Genomic DNA, 20912 nt, shown 5'->3' on the forward strand with positions numbered 1-20912 from the left:
AACCCTATGAACCGTGTCCTACACATTGTCGGGGCCAGCCTGATGTCCTTGCTGCTGGTGGCCTGCGGCGGCGGCGGCGGCAGTGCCGGCAATACGCCATTCGGCAGCGGCAATGGCTCGGGCGGCGGCGGATCGGGCGGTGGAGCCACCGTCACTTACAGCGTCACGCTCACCCTGTCTGCGCAGACCGTCACGTCATCGCAACCCGCGACGGTGTCGGCGCGCGTGGTGTCGAGTGCAGGCGCCGCACTGAGCAATCAGGTGGTCTCGTTCTCCACGTCCACGGGCCTGGGCGCCTTCAGCGCCGCCACGGCCCTCACCAACGCCGATGGCGTGGCCACGGTCACGCTGTCGCCCGCCACCGCCAGCGCCGTCGGGGCCGACACGGTGATCGCCTCCACCACCGTCAACGGCTCGGTGGTGAGCGGTTCTCTCGGCTTCCAGCTCACCGCCACCAACGTCACGATCTCCGCCTTCACTGCCGACATCGGCACAGGCAGCTTGAGTGCCTACGGTCAGACCCTGCTGACCGTGACCTTGGCCGGCACTTCGCCGGCCAACCCCGTGAACGTCGCCATCTCCTCGTCGTGCGTCACCTCCGGCCGCGCCACGCTGACACCGGCCACGGCCTCCACCAGCACCGGCACCGCCACCTTCACCTACCGAGACGCCGGCTGCGGTGCCTTCCAGGTGACCGACGGCCTGCAGGCATCCGTCACGGGCACGGCTGCCACAGCGGCACGCTCGATCACGCTGACGCCCCCCACGCCCGCCAGCATCGCCTTCGTCTCGGCCGCGCCGAGCGAGATCTACCTCAAGGGATCGGGCTTCGCAGAGAACTCGATCGTGAGCTTCCAGGTGCGCGACGCGAACGGGCTCGGCGTCCCGAACCAGGTGGTCACGCTGGAGGCCACGTCCCTGGCCGGCGGCTTGCTGATCGACGATGGCGCCGTGCCTGTCACCAAGCGCACCGACTCCAACGGCAACGTGCTGGTGCGCATCAACGCCGGAACGGTGCCGACACCCGTGCGCGTGCGCGCCACCTTGGCGGCCTCGAACATCTCCACCGTGTCCAGCAACCTCGCGGTGGCGGTGGGCCTGCCTTCGCAGCAGAACTTCTCGCTGTCGCAAGGCACCTTCAACATCGAGGGCTACAACATCGATGGGCGCCCGAACACCTACCTGGTCATCGCCTCCGATCGGCTCGGCAACCCCGTGCCCGAGGGCACGGCCATCAACTTCGTGACAGAAGGCGGCCAGGTGCAGGCCATCCGCTTCACGACCCTGAGCAACGGCCTGGCCAGCGCAACGGCCAACTTCCAGTCCTCGTCACCGCGCCCGCCCGATGGCCGCGTGACGGTGCTGGCCTATGCGCTCGGCGAGGAGTCTTTCCTCGATACCAACGGCGACAACGTGTTCACGCCAGGGGAAGACTTCCAGGACCTCGGTGATGTGTTCCTCGACCGCCTCTTCAACGGCAGCTTCAACGGCAACGAAGACCAGTTCATCTCGCTGTCGATCAGCGGCGTCGACGCTTGCCGCACGGCCACGTCGCAGTTGCTGCGCCTGGGCAGCGGCGAACCGTCGCGCGTGTTGTCGAACACCGGCGCGGCCTTGAACACCTGCGTCAGCGGCTGGGGCCGGGCCTATGTGCGCAGGGCCATTCAGACGGTCTTCTCCACCTCCGAGACGCGCCTGGGCTGGCGCGTGGCGCCGGATGCGCGTGCGGTCTCCAACGGCGCCGGCAGTTGCCAGCGTGTGAGTCTCATCGACCAGATCGCCGCTGCACCCTACGCCAACAACGACACGGCGATGTCCGTCCCGTTCTACCTCCTGGGCGACGGGTCGGGCGTGGCCTTGGCCAACCTCGGCAAGACCGGTTCGGTGGCCTTCCTCGTGGCCGACAACAACCCCATCGCACTGAACCCTGCGGCTGCGGGCACCACCATCAGCGCCGTGGCCACGGCCGGTCTCACGGTCTCGGTCCTGGCTAACACGGTGCCGAGCACCTTGTCGCCGTCAGCATCGGCCATCAGCTACACCTTCGACGACACCACGACCTCCGGTACGGTGACCATCTCGGTGCGCTCGCCGGGTGGACTGACCACGGTCTTTGCGCAGACCTTCTACCGCAACGCGGGGCCCACCTCGACCCCGTGCCTCTGACGGTCTCCCTCGTCGGCATGCCCGGCTGTGGCAAGTCCACGGTCGGGCGCCATCTGGCGCGGCACCTAAACCTGCGCTTCGTCGACAGCGACGCCGAGATCGAGCAGCGGATCGGCATGCCCATCCGTGCTTTCTTCGAAGCCAATGGCGAAGCCGCGTTCCGCGACATCGAACAGGACGCGATCGACGAGTTGACGCAGCAACAGGGCTGCGTGCTGGCCACGGGCGGCGGCGCCGTGCTGCGACCGTCGAACCGCGACGCGCTGCACTCGCGCACGCACGTCGTCTACCTGCGCAGCACCGCCGAAGAGCTGCACCGCCGGCTGCGGCACGACCAGCAGCGGCCGCTGCTCCAGGTGGCCGACCCGCTCGGCCGCCTGCGTGACCTGTACCGCGAGCGAGATCCGCTCTACCGCCGCACGGCGCACTTCGTCGTCGAGGCGGCCCGGCCCTCGGTGCATTCGCTCACGGGCATGGTGTTGATGCAACTTGAACTGGCGGGCCTGGTGGATCCAGGCCAGGTTCCTTCCAGCGTCGATCAGCATCACGGCTGAGGTTTGCACGGCCGCAGCCACCTGCCTGCGCCGCAGGACGCCCGACGGCTCACCCGTAAACTCATGGTCATGAACTCAGCGCGTCCTCGCACGGTCGCGGTGGCCACACCCGGCGGCCGTTACGACATCCTGATCGGCAGCGGTCTGCTGCAAGACGCCAGCAGTTGGGCGGATCTGCCAGCCTCGTCGCAGGCCGTCATCGTCAGCAATGCCACCGTGGATGCGCTGTACGGCGATGACCTGGCGGCCTCGCTGGCCTCCCGGCACCGTCAGGTCAGTCGTGTGCTGCTGCCGGAGGGCGAAGCGCACAAGACCTGGGATTCACTGAACCGGATCTTCGACCACCTGCTGGCTCACGCCTGTGACCGCAAGACCGTGCTGTACGCGCTGGGCGGGGGCGTCATCGGCGACATGACCGGGTTCGCCGCCGCCACCTACATGCGCGGCGTGCCCTTCGTGCAGGTGCCCACCACACTGCTGGCACAGGTGGATTCGTCGGTGGGCGGCAAGACCGCCATCAACCATCCGCTGGGCAAGAACATGATCGGCGCGTTCTACCAGCCGGCGCGCGTGGTCTGCGATCTCGGCACCCTGGCCAGCTTGCCGGCACGCGAGCTTTCGGCCGGCCTGGCCGAAGTCATCAAGTACGGGCCGATCTTCGACATGGCCTTCCTCGACTGGATCGAAGACCACATGGTGGCCTTGCGCGCTGGCGATGCCGAAGCTCTGGCCCATGCCGTGCAGCGCTCTTGCGAGATCAAGGCCGAGGTGGTGGGCCAGGACGAGCGCGAGAGCGGCCTGCGCGCCATCCTCAATTTCGGCCACACCTTCGGACACGCCATCGAAGCCGGCCAGGGCTATGGCGCATGGCTGCATGGCGAGGCCGTGGGCTGCGGCATGGTGCTGGCAGCTGCGCTCTCGGCCGAGTTGGGGCTGGTGCCGGGCGCCTTCGTCGAGCGGCTGACGCGTCTGGTACAGGCCGCCGGACTGCCCACGCAGGCGCCGGCGATGCCCGACGAACGCTGGCTCGAGCTGATGCGGGTGGACAAGAAAGCCGAAGCCGGCGCCATCCGCTTCGTGCTGATCGACCCGCCGGGGCGCGCCAGCCTGCGCAGCGCGCCTGACGACCAGGTGTTGCGTGTCATCCGCCGCCACAGCGTACCCGTGGCCAGCGCGGCGTGAACCTCGACGATCTGGCGCCCTGGGCCAGCGACCCGCGCCGCACACGCGGCCGGCGTGTGGCAGAACCGCCCTCGCCGCCTCGCCACGAGCACCAGCGCGACCGCGACCGCATCGTGCACAGCACGGCTTTCCGGCGTCTGGTCTACAAGACGCAGGTCTTTCTCAACCACGAAGGCGACCTCTTCCGCACACGGCTGACGCATTCGCTGGAGGTGGCACAGCTCGGCCGATCGATGGCGCGTGCGCTGCGCCTGAACGAAGACCTGGTGGAGGCCATCGCCCTGGCCCATGACCTGGGCCACACGCCCTTTGGCCACGCCGGGCAGGACGCCTTGCACGCCTGCATGCAGGCCCACGGCGGCTTCGAGCACAACCTGCAGAGCCTGCGCGTGGTGGACGCACTGGAGGTGCGCTACCCCGCCTTCGACGGCCTGAACCTCTGCTTCGAGACGCGCGAGGGCATCCTCAAGCATTGTTCGCCGCGCAACGCGCAGCGCCTGGTGGCTGCCGAACCCGGCGGGCCGGCGCAGCGCTTCATCGACGGCACGCGCCCCAGCCTGGAGGCGCAGCTGGTGAACCTGGCCGATGAGATGGCCTACAACGCCCACGACATCGACGACGGCGTGCGTTCGGGCCTGATCACGCTGCAGCAGCTGGGCGAAGTGCCGGTCTTCGCGCAATGGCGTGACGAGGTGCTGACCGAGCATCCGCAACTGGGCGAGCAGGGCGGCAGGCGCTTGCTCTTCGAGACGCTGCGACGTTTGCTGTCGGCGCAGGTGGGTGACTTGATCACGCAGACCAGCACCCTGCTGGCAGAGGCCGAGCCCGCCGATGCAGCGGCAGTGCGCCAGCTGCCCGCACTCGTTGCCCTGAGCCCGGCGCTGCAGGCCCAGAACGCAGCACTGAAGCGCTTTCTCTTCCGCGAGCTCTACCGCCACCCGCAAGTGGTGGCTTCCACCGGGCTGGCACGCACGGTGGTGGCCGAGCTGTTCGAGGCCTACCTGGCGCAGCCCCGCGAGATGCCGGCCGACTACCTGCAGGCCGACGACCAGGCGCGCGCCGTGGCCGACTACATCGCCGGCATGACCGACCGCTACGCGCTGCGCGAGCACCACCGCCTTACCGGGCGGCGGCTGTTCGACTGAAGCGCGGGGCCCACGGAGGCCGAGCGTGGCGCGCCTGCCGCGGCTGGAATGGCCAGGCCACACGCACTACCTGCTGCAGCGTGCGCATGGCGGACTGCTCAGCGCCCATGCCGCCGGGCAGCCCGGCGTCTTTGCTGACGCGGCCGACCGCAACGCCTTTCTGGCCGCGCTGCGCGAAGCCGCGGTGGCCGAGCAGGTGCAGGTGCACGCCTACGCCCTGCTGCCCACCGAGGTGCAACTGCTGGCCACGCCCGGCCCCGCAGGCGCCCTGGGCCGGCTGATGCAGGCCCTGGGGCGGCGCTATGTGAGCGCCTACAACCGCCGCCACGGCCACCGCGGCAGCCTGTGGGACGGCCGCTTCCGCAGCGCCGTGGTGGAACCTGGCGCGTTGCGGCTGCAGGCGCTGCTGCTGGTGGACGGTCAATCGGAACTGCCGGGCTGGACCAGCGCCGCCGCGCGCACCGGCGGCCCGCGGGACGGGCTGCTGACCGACCCACCGGAATGGTGGGCCCTGGGGAACACGCCCTTCGACCGCGAAGCCCTGTACCGGCAGCAACTGGCGCAGGGGCTCGGCACGACGCTGGCCGACAGCCTGCGCCAAGCCGCACTGGGCGGCTGGGCGGCCGGTTCGGCGGCTTTCGCCGGCGAAGTGGCCGCCGCCACCGCGCGGCCCGCCCGCCCGCGGGCGCGGGGCAGGCCGCGCAAGCTCACGGGCTTCGGTTGACGCGCCTGGCATGCGGGCTGCATAGGCAGCCCCGGCAGGGTCGGCTCGCACCAGACTGATATGTCCCCAATTAATTCAGCGACAGACTCGCTGCAATATTTATCGGGTCTGACCCCATTTAATAGCGGTTGTCCCGTTTGCTGCACTGCAGTACGCTCGCCGGCCGAAGGGTTTCCCCGCCCTCGCCGCTTGATCCGCCCCGTTTTGCACCCTTGATCCAGGAACGCGCCATGCCGACGCCCACCCCCCACGCCGACGCCTCCGCTGCCAGCGCCGCAGACATCGAGGGCCTCGCCCGCGACGGCCTGTACGACCCGCGCAACGAGCACGACGCCTGCGGCGTCGGCTTCGTCGCCCACATCAAGGGCGCCAAGGCGCACGCCATCGTGCAGCAGGGCCTGAAGATTCTGGAGAACCTCGACCACCGCGGCGCCGTGGGTGCCGACGAGCTGATGGGCGACGGCGCGGGCATCCTGATCCAGATTCCCGACGACTTCTACCGCGCGGAAATGGCGGCCCAGGGCGTGACGCTGCCGCCCCCGGGCGAGTACGGCGTCGGCATGATCTTCCTGCCCAAGGAACACGCCAGCCGCCTGGCCTGCGAGCAGGAACTGGAGCGCGCCGTGAAGGCCGAAGGCCAGGTGCTGCTGGGCTGGCGCGACGTGCCGGTGGACCGCGAGATGCCGATGAGCCCGGCCGTGCGCGCGAAAGAGCCCGTCATCCGCCAGATCTTCATCGGCCGTGGCACCGACGTCATCGTGCCCGACGCGCTGGAACGCAAGCTCTACGTCATCCGCAAGACGGCCAGCGCCGCCATCCAGGCGCTGAAGCTCACGCACAGCCGCGAGTACTACGTGCCCAGCATGAGCTGCCGCACCGTCATCTACAAGGGCCTGCTGCTGGCCAACCAGGTGGGCGTGTACTTCAAGGACCTGGCCGATCCGCGCGCCGTCAGCGCCCTGGCGCTGGTGCACCAGCGCTTCAGCACCAACACCTTCCCAGAATGGCCGCTGGCCCACCCCTACCGCATGGTGGCGCACAACGGCGAGATCAACACCGTCAAGGGCAACTTCAACTGGATGCGCGCCCGCGAAGGCGTGATGAAGAGCCCGGTGCTGGGCGACGACCTGAACAAGCTCTACCCCATCAGCTTCGAAGGCCAGAGCGACACCGCCACCTTCGACAACGCGCTGGAGTTGCTGACCATGGCCGGCTACCCGCTGGCCCACGCGGCGATGATGATGATCCCGGAGGCCTGGGAGAACCACGAGCTGATGGACGAGCGCCGCCGCGCCTTCTACGAGTACCACGCGGCCATGCTCGAGCCCTGGGACGGCCCCGCGGCGATGGTGTTCACCGACGGCAAGCAGATCGGTGCCACGCTCGACCGCAACGGCTTGCGCCCCGCGCGCTACATCGTCACCGACGACGACCTCGTGGTGATGGCCTCCGAGAGCGGCGTGCTGCCGGTGCCGCAGAGCAAGATCATCAAGAAGTGGCGCCTGCAGCCCGGCAAGATGTTCCTCATCGACCTGGAACAGGGCCGCATCGTCGACGACGAGGAGTTGAAGAACCAGTTCGCCAACGCCCGCCCCTACCGGCAGTGGATCGACAACGTGCGCGTGCGCCTCGACGAAGTGGGCGGTGGCATCGAACCCGCGGCCGCCGCCGAGAGCCTGCTCGACCGCCAGCAGGCCTTCGGCTACACGCAGGAAGACCTGAAGTTCCTGATGGCGCCCATGGCCGCCAACGGTGAAGAGGCCATCGGCAGCATGGGCAACGACAGCCCGCTGGCCGTGCTGAGCGACAAGAACAAGCCGCTCTTCAACTACTTCAAGCAGCTCTTCGCGCAGGTGACGAACCCGCCGATCGACCCCATCCGGGAAGCGATCGTGATGAGCCTGAACAGCTTCATCGGGCCGAAACCCAACCTGCTGGACATCAACGCGGTGAACCCGCCGATGCGCCTGGAGGTGACGCAGCCCATCCTCAACTTCGCCGACATGGCGCGGCTGCGCGGCATCGCCCAGCACACGGGCGGCAAGTTCAAGAGCTACGAGCTCGACATCACCTACCCGCTGGCCTGGGGCCGTGAAGGCGTGGAAGCCAAGCTCGCGAGCCTGTGCGCCGAGGCGGTGGACGCCCTCAAGGGTGGCCACAACATCCTCATCATCACCGACCGGCGCATGAGCCGCACGCAGATCGCCATTCCGGCGCTGCTGGCGCTGAGCGCCGTGCACCACCACCTGGTGCGCGAAGGCCGCCGCACCACCGCCGGCCTGGTGGTGGAAACCGGCAGCGCGCGCGAGGTGCACCACTTCGCGGTGCTGGCGGGCTACGGCGCCGAGGCCGTGCACCCCTACCTGGCGATGGAGACGCTGGTGGAGCTGCAAGGTTCGCTGCCGGGCGAGATCGATGCCGACAAGGCGATCTACAACTACGTCAAGGCCATCGGCAAGGGCCTGTCGAAGATCATGTCCAAGATGGGCGTGTCGACCTACATGTCGTATTGCGGCGCCCAGCTCTTCGAGGCCATCGGTCTGGAGAAAGCCTTCGTCGAGAAGTACTTCCGCGGCACGGCCACGCAGGTGGGCGGCATCGGTGTCTTCGAGGTGGCCGAAGAAGCGCTGCGCATGCACCACGCCGCCTTCGGCAACGATCCGCTGCTGGCCAACATGCTGGAAACCGGCGGCGAGTACGCCTGGCGCGCGCGTGGCGAAGAGCACATGTGGACGCCCGACGCCATCGCCAAGCTGCAGCACAGCACGCGTGCCAACAAGTGGGACACGTACAAAGAGTACGCGCAGATCGTCAACGACCAGAGCAAGCGCCACATGACGCTGCGCGGCCTGTTCGAGTTCAAGGTCGACCCGAGCAAGGCCATCCCCGTGGACGAGGTGGAATCGGCGGCCGAGATCGTCAAGCGCTTCGCCACCGGCGCGATGAGCCTGGGCTCGATCTCCACCGAAGCCCACAGCACGCTGGCCATTGCCATGAACCGCATCGGCGGCAAGAGCAACACCGGCGAAGGCGGCGAAGACCCGGCGCGCTACCGCAGCGAGTTGAAGGGCATCAAGGTCACGGCCGGCACCAAGGTGTCTGACGTCATCGGCAAGAAGGTGATCGAGGCCGACTACGAGATGCGCGAGGGCGACAGCCTGCGCAGCAAGATCAAGCAGGTGGCCTCGGGCCGTTTCGGTGTGACCACCGAATACCTGGTGAGCGCCGACCAGATCCAGATCAAGATGGCCCAGGGCGCCAAGCCTGGCGAAGGCGGCCAGCTGCCGGGCGGCAAGGTCTCCGAGTACATCGGCTTCCTGCGCTACAGCGTGCCCGGCGTGGGCCTCATCAGCCCGCCGCCGCACCACGACATCTACTCCATCGAAGACCTGGCGCAGCTCATCCACGACCTGAAAAACGCCAACCCGCGCGCCAGCATCAGCGTGAAGCTGGTGTCGGAAGTCGGCGTGGGCACGATCGCGGCCGGCGTGGCCAAGTGCAAGGCCGACCATGTGGTGATCGCGGGCCACGACGGCGGCACCGGCGCATCGCCGTGGTCGTCGATCAAACACTGCGGCACGCCCTGGGAACTGGGCCTGGCCGAGACGCAGCAGACCCTGGTGCTCAACCGCCTGCGCAGCCGCATCCGTGTGCAGGCCGACGGCCAGATGAAGACCGGCCGCGACGTCGTCATCGGCGCGCTGCTGGGCGCCGACGAGTTCGGCTTCGCCACCGCACCGCTGGTGGTGGAGGGCTGCATCATGATGCGCAAGTGCCACCTCAACACCTGCCCGGTGGGCGTGGCCACGCAAGACCCGGTGCTGCGCGCCAAGTTCGCGGGCAAGCCCGAGCACGTGGTGAACTACTTCTTCTTTGTCGCCGAAGAAGCACGCCAGATCATGGCGCAGCTGGGCATCCGCAAGTTCGACGAACTGATCGGCCGCGCCGACCTGCTGGACACCAAGAAGGGCATCGAGCACTGGAAGGCGCGCGGCCTCGATTTCGGCCGTGTCTTCCACCAGCCGGCCGTGCCAGCCAGCGTGGCGCGCCACCACACCGAGGTGCAAGACCACGGCCTGGCCAAGGCCCTGGACATGAAGCTGATCGAGCGCTGCCAGCCCGCCATCCAGAAGGGTGAGAAGGTGCACTTCATGGAGGACGCGCGCAACCTCAACCGCAGCGTTGGCGCCATGCTCTCGGGCGAGCTGGTCAAGCACCGCCCTGAAGGCCTGCCCGACCACACCATCTTCATGCAGATGGAAGGCGTGGGTGGCCAGAGCTTCGGCGCCTTCCTGGCCAGCGGCATCACGCTCTACCTGATCGGCGATGCCAACGACTACACCGGCAAGGGCCTGAGCGGCGGCCGCGTCGTCGTGCGGCCGAGCATCGAGTTCCGCGGTGACGCCACCAAGAACATCATCATCGGCAACACCGCGCTCTACGGCGCCACCAGCGGCGAAGCCTTCTTCCGCGGCGTGGCCGGCGAACGTTTTGCGGTGCGCCTGAGCGGCGCCACCGCGGTGGTGGAAGGCACGGGCGACCACGGCTGTGAATACATGACGGGCGGCACCGTCGTCGTGCTGGGCGCCACCGGCCGCAACTTCGCCGCCGGCATGAGCGGCGGCGTGGCCTATGTGTACGACGAAGACGGCCAGTTCGCACGCCGCTGCAACACCAGCATGGTGGCGCTGGACAAGGTGCTGCCGCGCGAAGAGCAGACCACGCACGCTGCGGGCCTGCACGCCGGCGAGACCGACGAAGCGCTGCTGAAGAAGCTGATCGAGGACCACCACCGCTGGACGGGCAGCCTGCGTGCGCGCGAGCTGCTGGACCACTGGGCCGCCTCGCGCGCCAAGTTCGTGAAGGTCTTCCCGCACGAATACAAGCGCGTGCTGGCCGCACGGGCCGCCGCAGCCACCGCCGCCAGCACCCTCGACGCCAAGTAAAGCGCCTGCGCACCCACACCCCACCCTATCGAGCTGAGACACACCATGGGCAAGGTCACCGGATTTCTCGAGTACGAGCGCATCGAAGAAGGCTACGAGCCGCCACCGGCGCGGCTGAAGACCTGGAAGGAGTTCGTCATCACGCTGAACGCGGACCAGGCCAAGGTGCAGGGTGCGCGCTGCATGGACTGCGGCACACCCTTCTGCAACAGCGGCTGCCCGGTCAACAACGTCATCCCCGACTTCAACGACCTCGTCTACCAGGGCGACTGGAAGAACGCGATCACGGTGCTGCACAGCACCAACAATTTCCCCGAGTTCACCGGCCGCGTCTGCCCGGCGCCCTGCGAGGCAGCCTGCACGCTCAACGTCAACGACGACGCGGTGGGCATCAAGAGCATCGAGCACGCCATCATCGACCGCGCCTGGGCGGAGGGCTGGGTGCAGCCCGAGGTGCCAGCGGTGAAGACGGGCAAGAAGGTGGCCGTGGTGGGCAGCGGCCCGGCCGGCCTGGCCGCCGCTCAGCAGCTGGCCCGCGCCGGCCATGACGTGACGGTGTTCGAGAAGAACAGCCGCATCGGCGGCCTGCTGCGCTACGGCATACCCGACTTCAAGATGGAGAAGACCCACATCGACCGCCGCATCGCGCAGATGCAGGCCGAGGGTGTGGTCTTCCGCACCGGCGTGCTGGTGGGCGCCTTCCCGGTCGACAGCAAGGTGACCAACGACGCGAGGGAAACCGTCAGCGCCGAGCAGCTCAAGGCCGAGTTCGACGCCGTGCTGCTCACCGGCGGCAGCGAAAACAGCCGCGACCTGCCCGTGCCCGGCCGTGAGCTGGATGGCGTGCACTTCGCGATGGAGTTCCTGCCGCAGCAGAACAAGGTGGTGGCCGGCGACAAGCTGAAGAAGCAGCTGCGCGCCGACGGCAAGCACGTCATCGTGATCGGCGGCGGCGACACCGGTTCCGACTGCGTGGGCACCAGCAACCGCCACGGCGCGGCCAGCGTCACGCAGTTCGAGCTGATGCCGCAGCCGCCCGAGCAGGAAGACAAGCCGCTGACCTGGCCGTACTGGCCAACCAAGCTGCGCACGAGTTCCAGCCACGAAGAAGGCTGCGAGCGCGAGTTCGCCATCGCCACCAAGGAAATCATCGGCAGCAAGGGCAAGGTCACCGCGGTCAAGACCGTGCGCGTGCAACTCGAGGGCGGCAAGTTCGTCGAGGTGCCCGGCACCGAGCAGGAGCACAAGGCCGACCTCGTGCTGCTGGCCATGGGCTTTACCTCGCCCGTGGGCACGGTGCTCGACGCCTTCGGCGTGCAGAAAGACGCCCGCGGCAACGCCCGCGCCGGCACCGAAGACGGCACCGGCTACCGCACCAACGTCGACAAGGTGTTTGCCGCCGGCGACATGCGCCGCGGTCAGAGCCTGGTGGTGTGGGCCATCCGCGAAGGCCGCCAGGCCGCGCGGGAGGTCGACGCCTACCTGATGGGCCGCAGCAGCCTGCCGCGCTGAAGCCAGGCCGGGCCCGCTGCGGCGGGCCCGCGGCCGGCGCAGCCGTCACGGTTTGTTGCACCGCCGCACATTTGACGCACACAGACCCTACAGCTTCACCGATCCAGGGTCGATAAAGAGAGGCAGACTCGGGTTGGTCCGAGTGCTGAGGAGTTTGCGTGCGTCTGCCTTTTCCGAACTTTGTGCGTCGTGCCCCGGGGCGCGGCCGCAGCGTCCTGCCGGCGCACGGCCGGGAGGCGGGCTTCACCCTCATCGAACTGATGATCGCCGTGGCCATCGTCGGCATCCTGGCGGCCGTGGCCTACCCCCAATACACCAGCTACGTGACGCGCAGCCGCCTGGCTGAGGCCACCGGCACGCTCAGCGTCACGCGGGTGCGCATGGAGCAGTACTACCAGGACAACCGCAACTACGGCGCCAGCGCCTGCGGCGTGGCCATGCCCACGGGCGACTACTTCACCTACACCTGCGGCTGGGGCGCCACCTCGTCCAACCAGTCCTTCGTGCTCACGGCCACCGGCAAGTCCAGCGCCAGCATGGGCGGCTACACCTTCACCGTGAACCAGGACAACCTCCAGCGCACCACCGCCTTCACGGGCGCCAGTGGCTTGCCCGTGAACTGCTGGCTGAGGCGCGCAGGCGACACATGCTGAAACTCGTGCGCGCTCGGTGCAGCCCCGGCCACCGCCAGGCGGCCCGGGGGCTCACGCTCATCGAGCTGATGATCACGATCGCCGTGCTGGCCATCGGCCTGGCCCTGGCCGCCCCGACCTTCACGCAGCAGATCGCCAACTACCGGCTGCGCACGGCCTCCGAGAGCATCATCAACGGCCTGAACTACGCCCGCGCCGAAGCCGTGCGGCGCAACTCGCCGGTGAGCTTCACGCTCAGCGACACGGGTTCAGGCTGGACCGTGGCGCAGGTCAGCCCCGCCACCACGCTGCAGCAGCGTGCGGCCGGTGATTCGCCGGGTGTCAGCGCCACCTCCACCACCGCGAGCCGCGCCGTGACCTTCACCGCGACCGGCTTCGTCGATGGCAGCGGCACACGCATGAGCCAGATCAACCTGGCGAGTTCGGCCGCCAACACCGAAACCCGCCGCATCGACATCTTCGGCGGTGGCCTCATCCGGGCCTGTGACCCGGCAGTCACGGCCGCTGGCGACCCGCGGAGATGCTGATGGGCATGCACAAGCGCTCAGCCGCATGCCGCGTGCCCTGCGCACGGAGGGGCGGTTTCACGATGATCGAGGTGCTGGTCGCCCTGCTCGTGTTCTCGCTGGGGGTGCTGGCGCTGGTGTCCATCCAGGCCACGGCCACGCGCATGGCCGGCGACGCCCGTGACCGTGCCGTGGCCACTTTCCTGGCCGACCAGCTGCTGGCCCGCATGCTGATCGCCGACCCCGCCACGGCCACCACCTTCCAGCACAAACCGTCGGGCACCACGGCCTGCAACCCCAGCGGCGCGGAGTCGACCAACGCGGTGGTCACCGGCTGGCTCGCCGAGGTGCTCCGGCAGTTGCCCAACGCCACCGCCGGCTTGCAGCAGATCGTGGTGGTGCCCCCCTCGGCGCCCGACATCACTGCGCGCGTCATCGTCACCCTGTGCTGGCAGAACGGCAACGATGCGCCGCGCAGCCTGTCGGTCAGCAACCAAGTGCAGTGGCAACTATGAACCCCGCCCACCGCAGGCCCGCACGCGCCGGCCGCAACGCAGCGGGCGGCTTCACGCTGGTGGAGTTGATGGTCGCGCTGACCATCGGCCTCGTGCTCGCGCTGGCGGTCAGCCTCTCGATGCTGACCATGGGGCGGCAGTTCCGCGTGGTCGGCTCCACATCGGCCGCCCAGGTCAACGCGCAACTGGCGCTGTCCTTGATCGACAGCGCCGGGCGCACCGCTGGCGCCGGTCTCTTCAGCAACGGCCAGCCGGTCTGCATGAGCTTCAATGCCGCTTACGGCGGCACGGTCAAGTCCAACGGCGCACCGCTGATGCCGGCGCGCATCATCGACGGCGGCAGCGACACGGCCTCGGACCGGCTCGTCTTCTCGGCCTCCAGCGCCATCGGTCCGCTCTCGGGCATGCCGGTGATGGATGCCATGGCTTCTTCGGCGGCCGACATCGTGGTCACCGACGGCGGGCTCATCGCCGCCAACGACCTGGCCATCGTCGGTGTGCCCGGTTCAGCCGCCGTGCCCTGCACCCTGTTCCAGGTGACGGCCACACCGACCTCCGGCGTGTCCTGCGGCGGCAACGCCAGCCAGTGCAAGACCCTCGCGCGCACCGCAGGCGGCAACTACAACCCGTCGGCTGGCACCTTCGCGAACGAACCGCGCTACGGCTTCGCCGACGCACCCCCGGTCTTCGGCCCGGCGGTGGTGATGGGCCTGGGCACCAACTTCCGCCAGCAGGCCTTCGCCGTGCTCTGCGAGACGCTGGTCGAATACAACGCCTTCATCGACAACCCCGCCTGCACCACCGGCCCGCTGGACTTCAGCGGTGGCGCCAACGCGCTGGTCACCGACGTGGTGCTGCTGCAGGCCCAGTACGGCATCAGCGCCACGGCCAGCAGCGACGTGGTCACCAACTGGGTCGACGCCAAGACGGTCGGCGGTGTCAACTGGGCCAGCCCCACGGCAGCCAACGTGGGCCGCATCAAGGCGGTGCGCGTGGTCATCGTCTCGCGCTCGAAAGAGGCGGCCGGGGAGGACGTCACCCCCGCCAGTTGCACCAACGACGCCGGCGTGGCGAACGTCGGCCCCTGCTCCTTCAACGACGCCGAGGCTCCCGTGATCGACCTCAGCGCCACCAGCACCCCCAGCGGCTCGAACTGGCGGCGTTACCGCTATCGCGTCCAGCAGGCGGTGATTCCGCTGCGCAACGTGATCTGGAGCAACTGATGGCGCCCCTCATGGCCACCCGGCCCGCACGCACCCGCGCAGCCCAGGCACGCGCCGGCTTGAAGCAGCGCGCGCGGGGCATGGTGCTGCTGGTGGTGCTGGTGGTGCTCGCCCTGCTGCTGCTGGCCGGTGCTGGCGCCCTGCGCGCGGTGGACTCGGGCAACGTCATCGCCGGCAACTTCTCGTTCCAGCAGGCCGCCATGCAATCGGCCGACCGCGCCCTGACCGATGCGCTGAACACCGCAGCAGGCGCCGTGATCGCTGGCGGCGGCAACACAAACGTCGCCAACCGCTACTTCAGCACCCGGCAGGGCGCCGTGGACGCACGCGGCTTTCCAACCTCCATCAACTGGGACAACGTGGGCTGCGTCGACCCCGCAGGCACCGTGATCGGCAACTGCGCCGCTGACGACGGCAACTACCGCATCCAGTACGTCATCGAGCGCCTGTGCAACAGCAACCCGACGCTCACCGACATCAACGACATCCGTGCCAAGTGCGAGCACGAAGCCAGCGCAGGCGTGGTGTCGGCCTTCAACATCCAGCTGCGCTACCGCGTGATCATGCGCGTGCGTGGCCCCCGCGGCACCGAGCAGTGGTTCGAAGCCATGGTCTCCGGTCCGGCCTCCAGCTGAAGCCCCCGCACGCCCCGCAACGCTGCAAGCAGCAGACCTGCCCCTCCGGGAGTTCCACATGATGCCTACGTCTCACTGCACCTTCGCGGGCCGTCCGGCCACGGCGGTCCACGCCGTCGGTGCCCTGTTCATTGCTGCACTGCTGCTCGCCGGCCCTGCACAGGCGCAGAGCATCAACGACGTGCCGATGGCCGTGAAGAACAACGTGCCGGCCAACTTCATGTTCATGCTGGACAGTTCGGGCTCGATGCTGCACGTCGTGCCCGACGCCCCCTACAGCGAGACGGCCACCTACAGCTTCACCTGCACCGCGGCACAGACCATCGCGGCCGGCTCGCTGATCACCTTGAACGTGACCACCAGCGGCACCCCGAGCGGCATCCCCCAGTTCCGGGTCGGTTCGTCCACCACCAACTTCCGCCATGTCAGCCTGGGTTCGGGCACGGGCCGCTGCTTCAACAACACCGCGACCTATCCCGCCAGGCTGGTGGGCACCAGCGACGTGGGCACGACCACGGGCCGCTACACCGGGCACTTCCTGAACTGGTATTTCGGCGTCTACGACGGCCCGGGCAGCGGCTGGCCCACGGGCAGTGCCGCACGCAAGAGGCTCACTTCGGGTGCCCTGGCCAGCAACCGGTGGGAAGTGGCCAAGCGTTCCGCCATCGCCGTCATCGGCGGCCTGCCGGTGCCGGCCACCGTGGGCGGCGCCCCGCTGGTGCGCGTGGGCCTCAGCACCTATGCCTCAGGAGGCAACGGCGGCGGTGCGCTGAGGTACGCGATGAGCGACCTGACCAGCGCTGCGCGCAGCACGCTCACGGGCACCACCATCCCGACCTTGGCCGAGCCCTCCGGCTTCACGCCGCTGGCCACCACGCTCGCCGACATCGGCCGCTACATGTCCACCGGCTACAACGGCAACATCACGGCCGGCAGTGTCAGCGGCGTCAACATCGACAACTTCTTCAAGAAGAACGGCACGGACACCACCGCGCTGGGCACCAACGCCTGCCTGGCGGGCACACCGGTGTCGTGCAGCAGCACGTCCGCCACCGAGGCGCAGAAGCCCATTCAGCAGTGGTGCCAGCGCTCCTACGCCTTCCTCGTGACCGACGGACGCCCCACCTACGACCGAAGCTTCAACCGCAACGAGTACCTGCGCGACTACGACGGCGACTGCAAGGGCCCCCTGGCGGCCAACTGCGTCGGCGGCACCGAGTCGACCGCCATCGCCAACTGGGACCGCAAGACGGCGCGCTTGCCCTATGAGAGCGTCAGCGGTTCGCAGGTGGGTTCGGATTACCTGGACGACATCGCGAAGGCGCTGTTCGACGTGGACCTGCGCCCGGACCTCCTGTCGCCCAACCCGACGACGCGGCCGAAGAAGAACAACCTGCTGACCTACACCATCGGCTTCGCCGACGAGGCGGTGGAGAACGACCCGCTGCTGATCAACACGGCCGCGCAGGGTGGCGGCCTGTTCCTCAATGCGGCTGACGGCACCTCTCTGACCGCTGCCTTCCAGCGCGTGATCACCGACGCCTTCGCGAAGGACGCTGCCGCTGCGGCCGTTGCGGTGGCGAACGCGCAGATCACGCTGAACAACGTGGGCTATGCCTCCAGCTACAACTCGGGCTCGTGGTACGGCGATCTCGCCGCCTATTCGCTGGACACCAGCACCGGCCTGCAGACGGGTGCCGACATCTGGTCGCTGCGCGAACGGCTCGCCGCGCAGACCCCCAACAGCCGCAAGATCGCCACCTTCAACGGCACGGCCGGGGTCGTCTTCAGGGACACCCTGGCCTACACCGGCAAACCGGCCTCGCTGACGGGCGCCGTCATCAACTACCTGCGCGGCGACCGCACGGGCGAAGGCACCACGTTTCGCCAGCGCCAGGATGTGCTCGGCGACATCATCAACGCCGAACCGGTGGTGGTGAACTACGCCGGCAACGTGCCCATCGTCTTCCAGGGCGCCAACGACGGCATGCTGCACGTGGTGGACGGGCGCACCGACGCCTCGGTGGCCACCCGAGGCCAGGAACTGTGGGCCTATGTCCCCAAGCTCCTGCACGGCACGCTGTCCGAACTGACCAACGTCAACTACACCCACCGCTACTACATCGACGGCACGCCGGCTGCAGCCGACGTGACGGGTCTGGGCGGCATGAGCAAGCTGCTCGTCGGCGGCCTGGGCAAGGGCGGCCGCGGCTACTACGCCCTCGACATCTCCAGCTACACCGCCAGCTCCGAGGCCGACGCCGCCAGCAAGGTGAAATGGGAAGTCAGCCCCTCGGGCATGGGCTATTCCTTCGGCACGCCCTTGATCGTGAAGGTGGGCGGCACCTGGCGCGTGGTGGTGGCCTCGGGTTTCGATGCGTCGGTGTCGGGCCGGGTCTGGGTGCTCAACGCAGCCGATGGCAGCATCGTGAAGACCATCGACACCGGCGTCACCGGCTCGGGCCTCGCGCACCTGGGCAAGCTGGCGAACGTCGCGCCGGACGCCGACACCTCCTACGTCTGGGGCGCCGACAACCTGGGCAACGTCTGGCGCTTCGACATCACGGGCAGCGGCAGCAGCGCCGCCGTGCTCATCGCCTCGCTGGTGGACGATGGCGGCTCGCTGGCCCAGCCCGTGACCTCCGCCCCCGAGGTGAGCCAGGTCTCGGGCAGCACCACGCGCTTCGTGGTGCAACTCGGCACCGGGCGCTACCTGGCCGATGCCGATGTTCCGGGCACCGGCGCCAATGCAGAGGCCACGCAGCGACAGAGCATCTACGGCCTGGTGGATGACGTCACGCTCACCGGCGTGGCAGCGCGCATCACCAACATGCGCGGCACCAACGGCAGCAACTGCCCCGCCGGTGGCGGCAACGGCTCGCTGGTCTGCCAGGCGCTCACCTACAACAGCAGCACCGACACCTACCAGGCCACCACGCACGCGGTCGATCTGGGCTCGGGGCGCGGCTGGTACCTCGATCTGCCGACCTCCAGCACGCCTGCAGGCCGCCACATGATCAACGGCCGCATCGTCAGCAAGCCCGCGCTCACCAGCAGCGGCACGCTCACGCTCACCGTCAACATCCCCACCAACGTGCAGTGCGACCCGGGCGGCCGCTCGTGGTTCTTGGCGCTGAACGGCGCCACCGGCGGCGCCGTGGTGCGCAACGTCGGCGGCAACACCTACTACGACGCGGGCTATTTCCTGGGCTATGCCCTGGCCAGCCGCCCCGTGATCGTCACCACCTCGGCCGGCAAACGCGCGCTGATCCGCATGTCCGACAAGACGGTGCGGGCACCCGAGGTGCCGGAGCCTGCCTCGACCGCGGCCCAATGGCGCCGCATCTACTGGCGGCCCGTGAACTGAAGACCAGAGCCGGCAGCCGCCGGCCCGCCGTCTGGGCCCGGCGGGCTGCACTTCGTGCCCACGCCCTGGCAGCTCGTCACCCCGCCCCTCGGGGTAACCCTTGCTTACCAGGGCTGCATGCCACAATCTGCGCCCATCACATCGGCCACGACCGCCTGAGCACGCTCGGGCGCTGCCCCGCTTGACCACCACGCCCTTCATCGAGATCGACCGCGTCACGTTCGGCTACGACAGCAGCCGCACGATCCTCAAGGACATCTCCTTGAAGTTCCCGCGGGGCCAGGTCACCGCCATCCTCGGTGGATCGGGCTGCGGCAAGACCACGCTGATGCGCCTGATCGGCGGCGTGCACCGCCCCGACAGCGGCCGCGTCATCTTCGACGGCGAGGTGGTCGACACCCGCGATCGCGCCCAGCTCTACCGCCTGCGCCGCCGCCTGGGCATGCTCTTCCAGTTCGGCGCGCTCTTCACCGACCTCAGCGTCTTCGACAACGTAGCCTTCCCGCTGCGCGAGCACACGCAGCTGCCCGAGGCCATGATCCGCGACATCGTGCTGATGAAGCTCAATGCGGTGGGCCTGCGGGGTGCGGCCGGGTTGCGCATCTCCGAGGTCTCGGGCGGCATGGCGCGCCGCATCGCGCTGGCCCGCGCCATCGCGCTCGACCCCGAGCTCATCATGTACGACGAGCCCTTCGCGGGCCTCGACCTCATCAGCATGGGCGTGGCCGCCAAGCTCATCCGCACGCTCAACGACGTGACAGGCGCCACCAGCCTCGTCATCAGCCACGACGTGCCCGAGTGCATGGCGATCGCCGACTACGTGGTGCTGATGGCCACCGGCGGCCGCATCGTGGCCCAGGGCACGCCCAAGGAACTGATGGACAGCATGGACCCCGAGACGCGCCAGTTCGTGCGCGGTGAACCCGACGGCCCGGTGAAGTTCCACTACCCCGCGCCCGAGATCGCGGCCGACTTCGGGGTGGCGCCATGACCACCTTCCTGCAACAGCTGGGCGCCCGCACGCTCGACCAGTTCCGTGGCTGGGGCCATGCGGCCTTCTTCTTCCTGGAGGTGCTGCGCGCATTGCCGGCCTCGCTGCGGCGCTTCGGCCTCGTGGTGGCGCAGGTCTACGCCATCGGCAACCGCAGCCTCATCATCATCCTGGCCTCGGGCCTGGCGGTGGGTTTCGTGCTGGCGCTGCAGATGTACTACGCGCTGGTCACCTACGGCGCGGCCGAGAGCCTGGGCCTCATCGTGAACCTGGCGCTGGTGCGTGAACTCGGGCCGGTGGTGACGGCGCTGCTGTTCGCCGGGCGCGCCGGCACCTCGCTGACGGCCGAGATCGGCCTGATGAAGGCCGGCGAGCAGATCGCCGCGATGGAACTGATGGCCATCGACCCCAAGGTGCGGGTGCTGGCGCCGCGCTTCATCGGCGGCATCGTCTCCATGCCCATCCTGGCCGTGCTGTTCTCGGCGGTGGGCATTCTCGGGGCCTACGTCGTGGCGGTGCTGCTGATCGGCGTGGACGCGGGCAACTTCTGGTCGATCATGCAGACGCGCGTGGACGTGTTCCGCGATGTCGGCAACGGTCTCGTGAAGGCCGCCGTCTTCGGCGTCATCTGCACGCTGGTGGCGCTGTACCAGGGCTTCGAGACCGAAGCCACGCCCGAGGGCGTGGCCTACGCCACCACCCGCACGGTGGTCATCTCTTCGCTGTGGGTGCTGGGCATGGACTTCGTGCTGACCGCATTGATGTTCTCCACGCCCTGACGGCGCAACAGGAT

The 20912-nt window shown here is 68.6% G+C and carries 15 protein-coding genes; all 15 read left to right on the plus strand.

Features of this window, described 5'->3' with window-relative positions; translation table 11 throughout:
* The first annotated feature begins 6 nt into the window (after positions 1 to 6).
* The 15 genes from EOE66_RS06660 (at position 7) to mlaE (ending at position 20898) form a co-directional block, all read left to right on the plus strand.
* Entirely contained in the window at positions 7 to 2166 is a 2160-nt protein-coding gene (locus EOE66_RS06660) for an Ig-like domain-containing protein (RefSeq protein WP_128227886.1), read from the plus strand.
* Positions 2163 to 2720, plus strand: a complete 558-nt coding sequence (locus EOE66_RS06665) for a shikimate kinase (protein ID WP_128228277.1) — start codon at positions 2163 to 2165, stop codon at positions 2718 to 2720. Before EOE66_RS06660 ends, EOE66_RS06665 begins: the two co-directional genes overlap by 4 nt.
* 69 nt (positions 2721 to 2789) lie before the next feature.
* Positions 2790 to 3902 (plus strand): 3-dehydroquinate synthase, encoded by a 1113-nt coding sequence (gene aroB / locus EOE66_RS06670; RefSeq protein WP_375137460.1) that lies wholly within the window; start codon positions 2790 to 2792, stop codon positions 3900 to 3902.
* The gene (locus EOE66_RS06675) at positions 3899 to 5047 is read left to right on the plus strand and encodes a deoxyguanosinetriphosphate triphosphohydrolase (protein ID WP_128227888.1); all 1149 of its coding nucleotides are present in this window, start codon (positions 3899 to 3901) and stop codon (positions 5045 to 5047) included. The genes aroB and EOE66_RS06675 overlap by 4 nt, the downstream gene beginning before the upstream one ends.
* 25 nt (positions 5048 to 5072) lie before the next feature.
* The gene (locus EOE66_RS06680; RefSeq protein ID WP_128227889.1) at positions 5073 to 5771 is read left to right on the plus strand and encodes a transposase; all 699 of its coding nucleotides are present in this window, start codon (positions 5073 to 5075) and stop codon (positions 5769 to 5771) included.
* Between the two features lie 230 nt (positions 5772 to 6001).
* Positions 6002 to 10717: a glutamate synthase-related protein gene (locus tag EOE66_RS06685; RefSeq protein ID WP_128227890.1), complete on the plus strand. Its 4716-nt coding sequence runs from the start codon at positions 6002 to 6004 to the stop codon at positions 10715 to 10717.
* Positions 10718 to 10762: 45 nt separating this feature from the next.
* Positions 10763 to 12229, plus strand: coding sequence for a glutamate synthase subunit beta (locus EOE66_RS06690; RefSeq protein ID WP_128227891.1), 1467 nt, complete (start codon positions 10763 to 10765; stop codon positions 12227 to 12229).
* Between the two features lie 158 nt (positions 12230 to 12387).
* The gene (locus EOE66_RS06695; RefSeq protein WP_310733098.1) at positions 12388 to 12882 is read left to right on the plus strand and encodes a type IV pilin protein; all 495 of its coding nucleotides are present in this window, start codon (positions 12388 to 12390) and stop codon (positions 12880 to 12882) included.
* The gene (locus tag EOE66_RS06700; protein WP_128228279.1) at positions 12876 to 13409 is read left to right on the plus strand and encodes a GspH/FimT family pseudopilin; all 534 of its coding nucleotides are present in this window, start codon (positions 12876 to 12878) and stop codon (positions 13407 to 13409) included. The genes EOE66_RS06695 and EOE66_RS06700 overlap by 7 nt, the downstream gene beginning before the upstream one ends.
* A gap of 5 nt (positions 13410 to 13414) precedes the next feature.
* Positions 13415 to 13903, plus strand: coding sequence for a type IV pilus modification protein PilV (pilV, locus tag EOE66_RS06705; RefSeq protein WP_164885011.1), 489 nt, complete (start codon positions 13415 to 13417; stop codon positions 13901 to 13903).
* Positions 13900 to 15126 (plus strand): PilW family protein, encoded by a 1227-nt coding sequence (locus EOE66_RS06710; RefSeq protein WP_128228280.1) that lies wholly within the window; start codon positions 13900 to 13902, stop codon positions 15124 to 15126. Before pilV ends, EOE66_RS06710 begins: the two co-directional genes overlap by 4 nt.
* Positions 15126 to 15761 carry a hypothetical protein gene (locus EOE66_RS06715; RefSeq protein ID WP_128227893.1) on the plus strand — a complete coding sequence of 212 codons (636 nt, stop codon included), beginning with the start codon at positions 15126 to 15128 and terminating at the stop codon, positions 15759 to 15761. The genes EOE66_RS06710 and EOE66_RS06715 overlap by 1 nt, the downstream gene beginning before the upstream one ends.
* Before the next feature lie 58 nt (positions 15762 to 15819).
* Positions 15820 to 19128, plus strand: coding sequence for a pilus assembly protein (locus EOE66_RS06720; protein WP_128227894.1), 3309 nt, complete (start codon positions 15820 to 15822; stop codon positions 19126 to 19128).
* A gap of 181 nt (positions 19129 to 19309) precedes the next feature.
* Positions 19310 to 20119 (plus strand): ABC transporter ATP-binding protein, encoded by an 810-nt coding sequence (locus tag EOE66_RS06725; RefSeq protein ID WP_128227895.1) that lies wholly within the window; start codon positions 19310 to 19312, stop codon positions 20117 to 20119.
* Entirely contained in the window at positions 20116 to 20898 is a 783-nt protein-coding gene (mlaE, locus tag EOE66_RS06730) for a lipid asymmetry maintenance ABC transporter permease subunit MlaE (RefSeq protein ID WP_128227896.1), read from the plus strand. Before EOE66_RS06725 ends, mlaE begins: the two co-directional genes overlap by 4 nt.
* Positions 20899 to 20912 lie beyond the last annotated feature (14 nt).

Source organism: Rubrivivax rivuli, from assembly GCF_004016505.1.
In the GTDB taxonomy this organism is placed as follows: domain Bacteria; phylum Pseudomonadota; class Gammaproteobacteria; order Burkholderiales; family Burkholderiaceae_C; genus Rubrivivax; species Rubrivivax rivuli.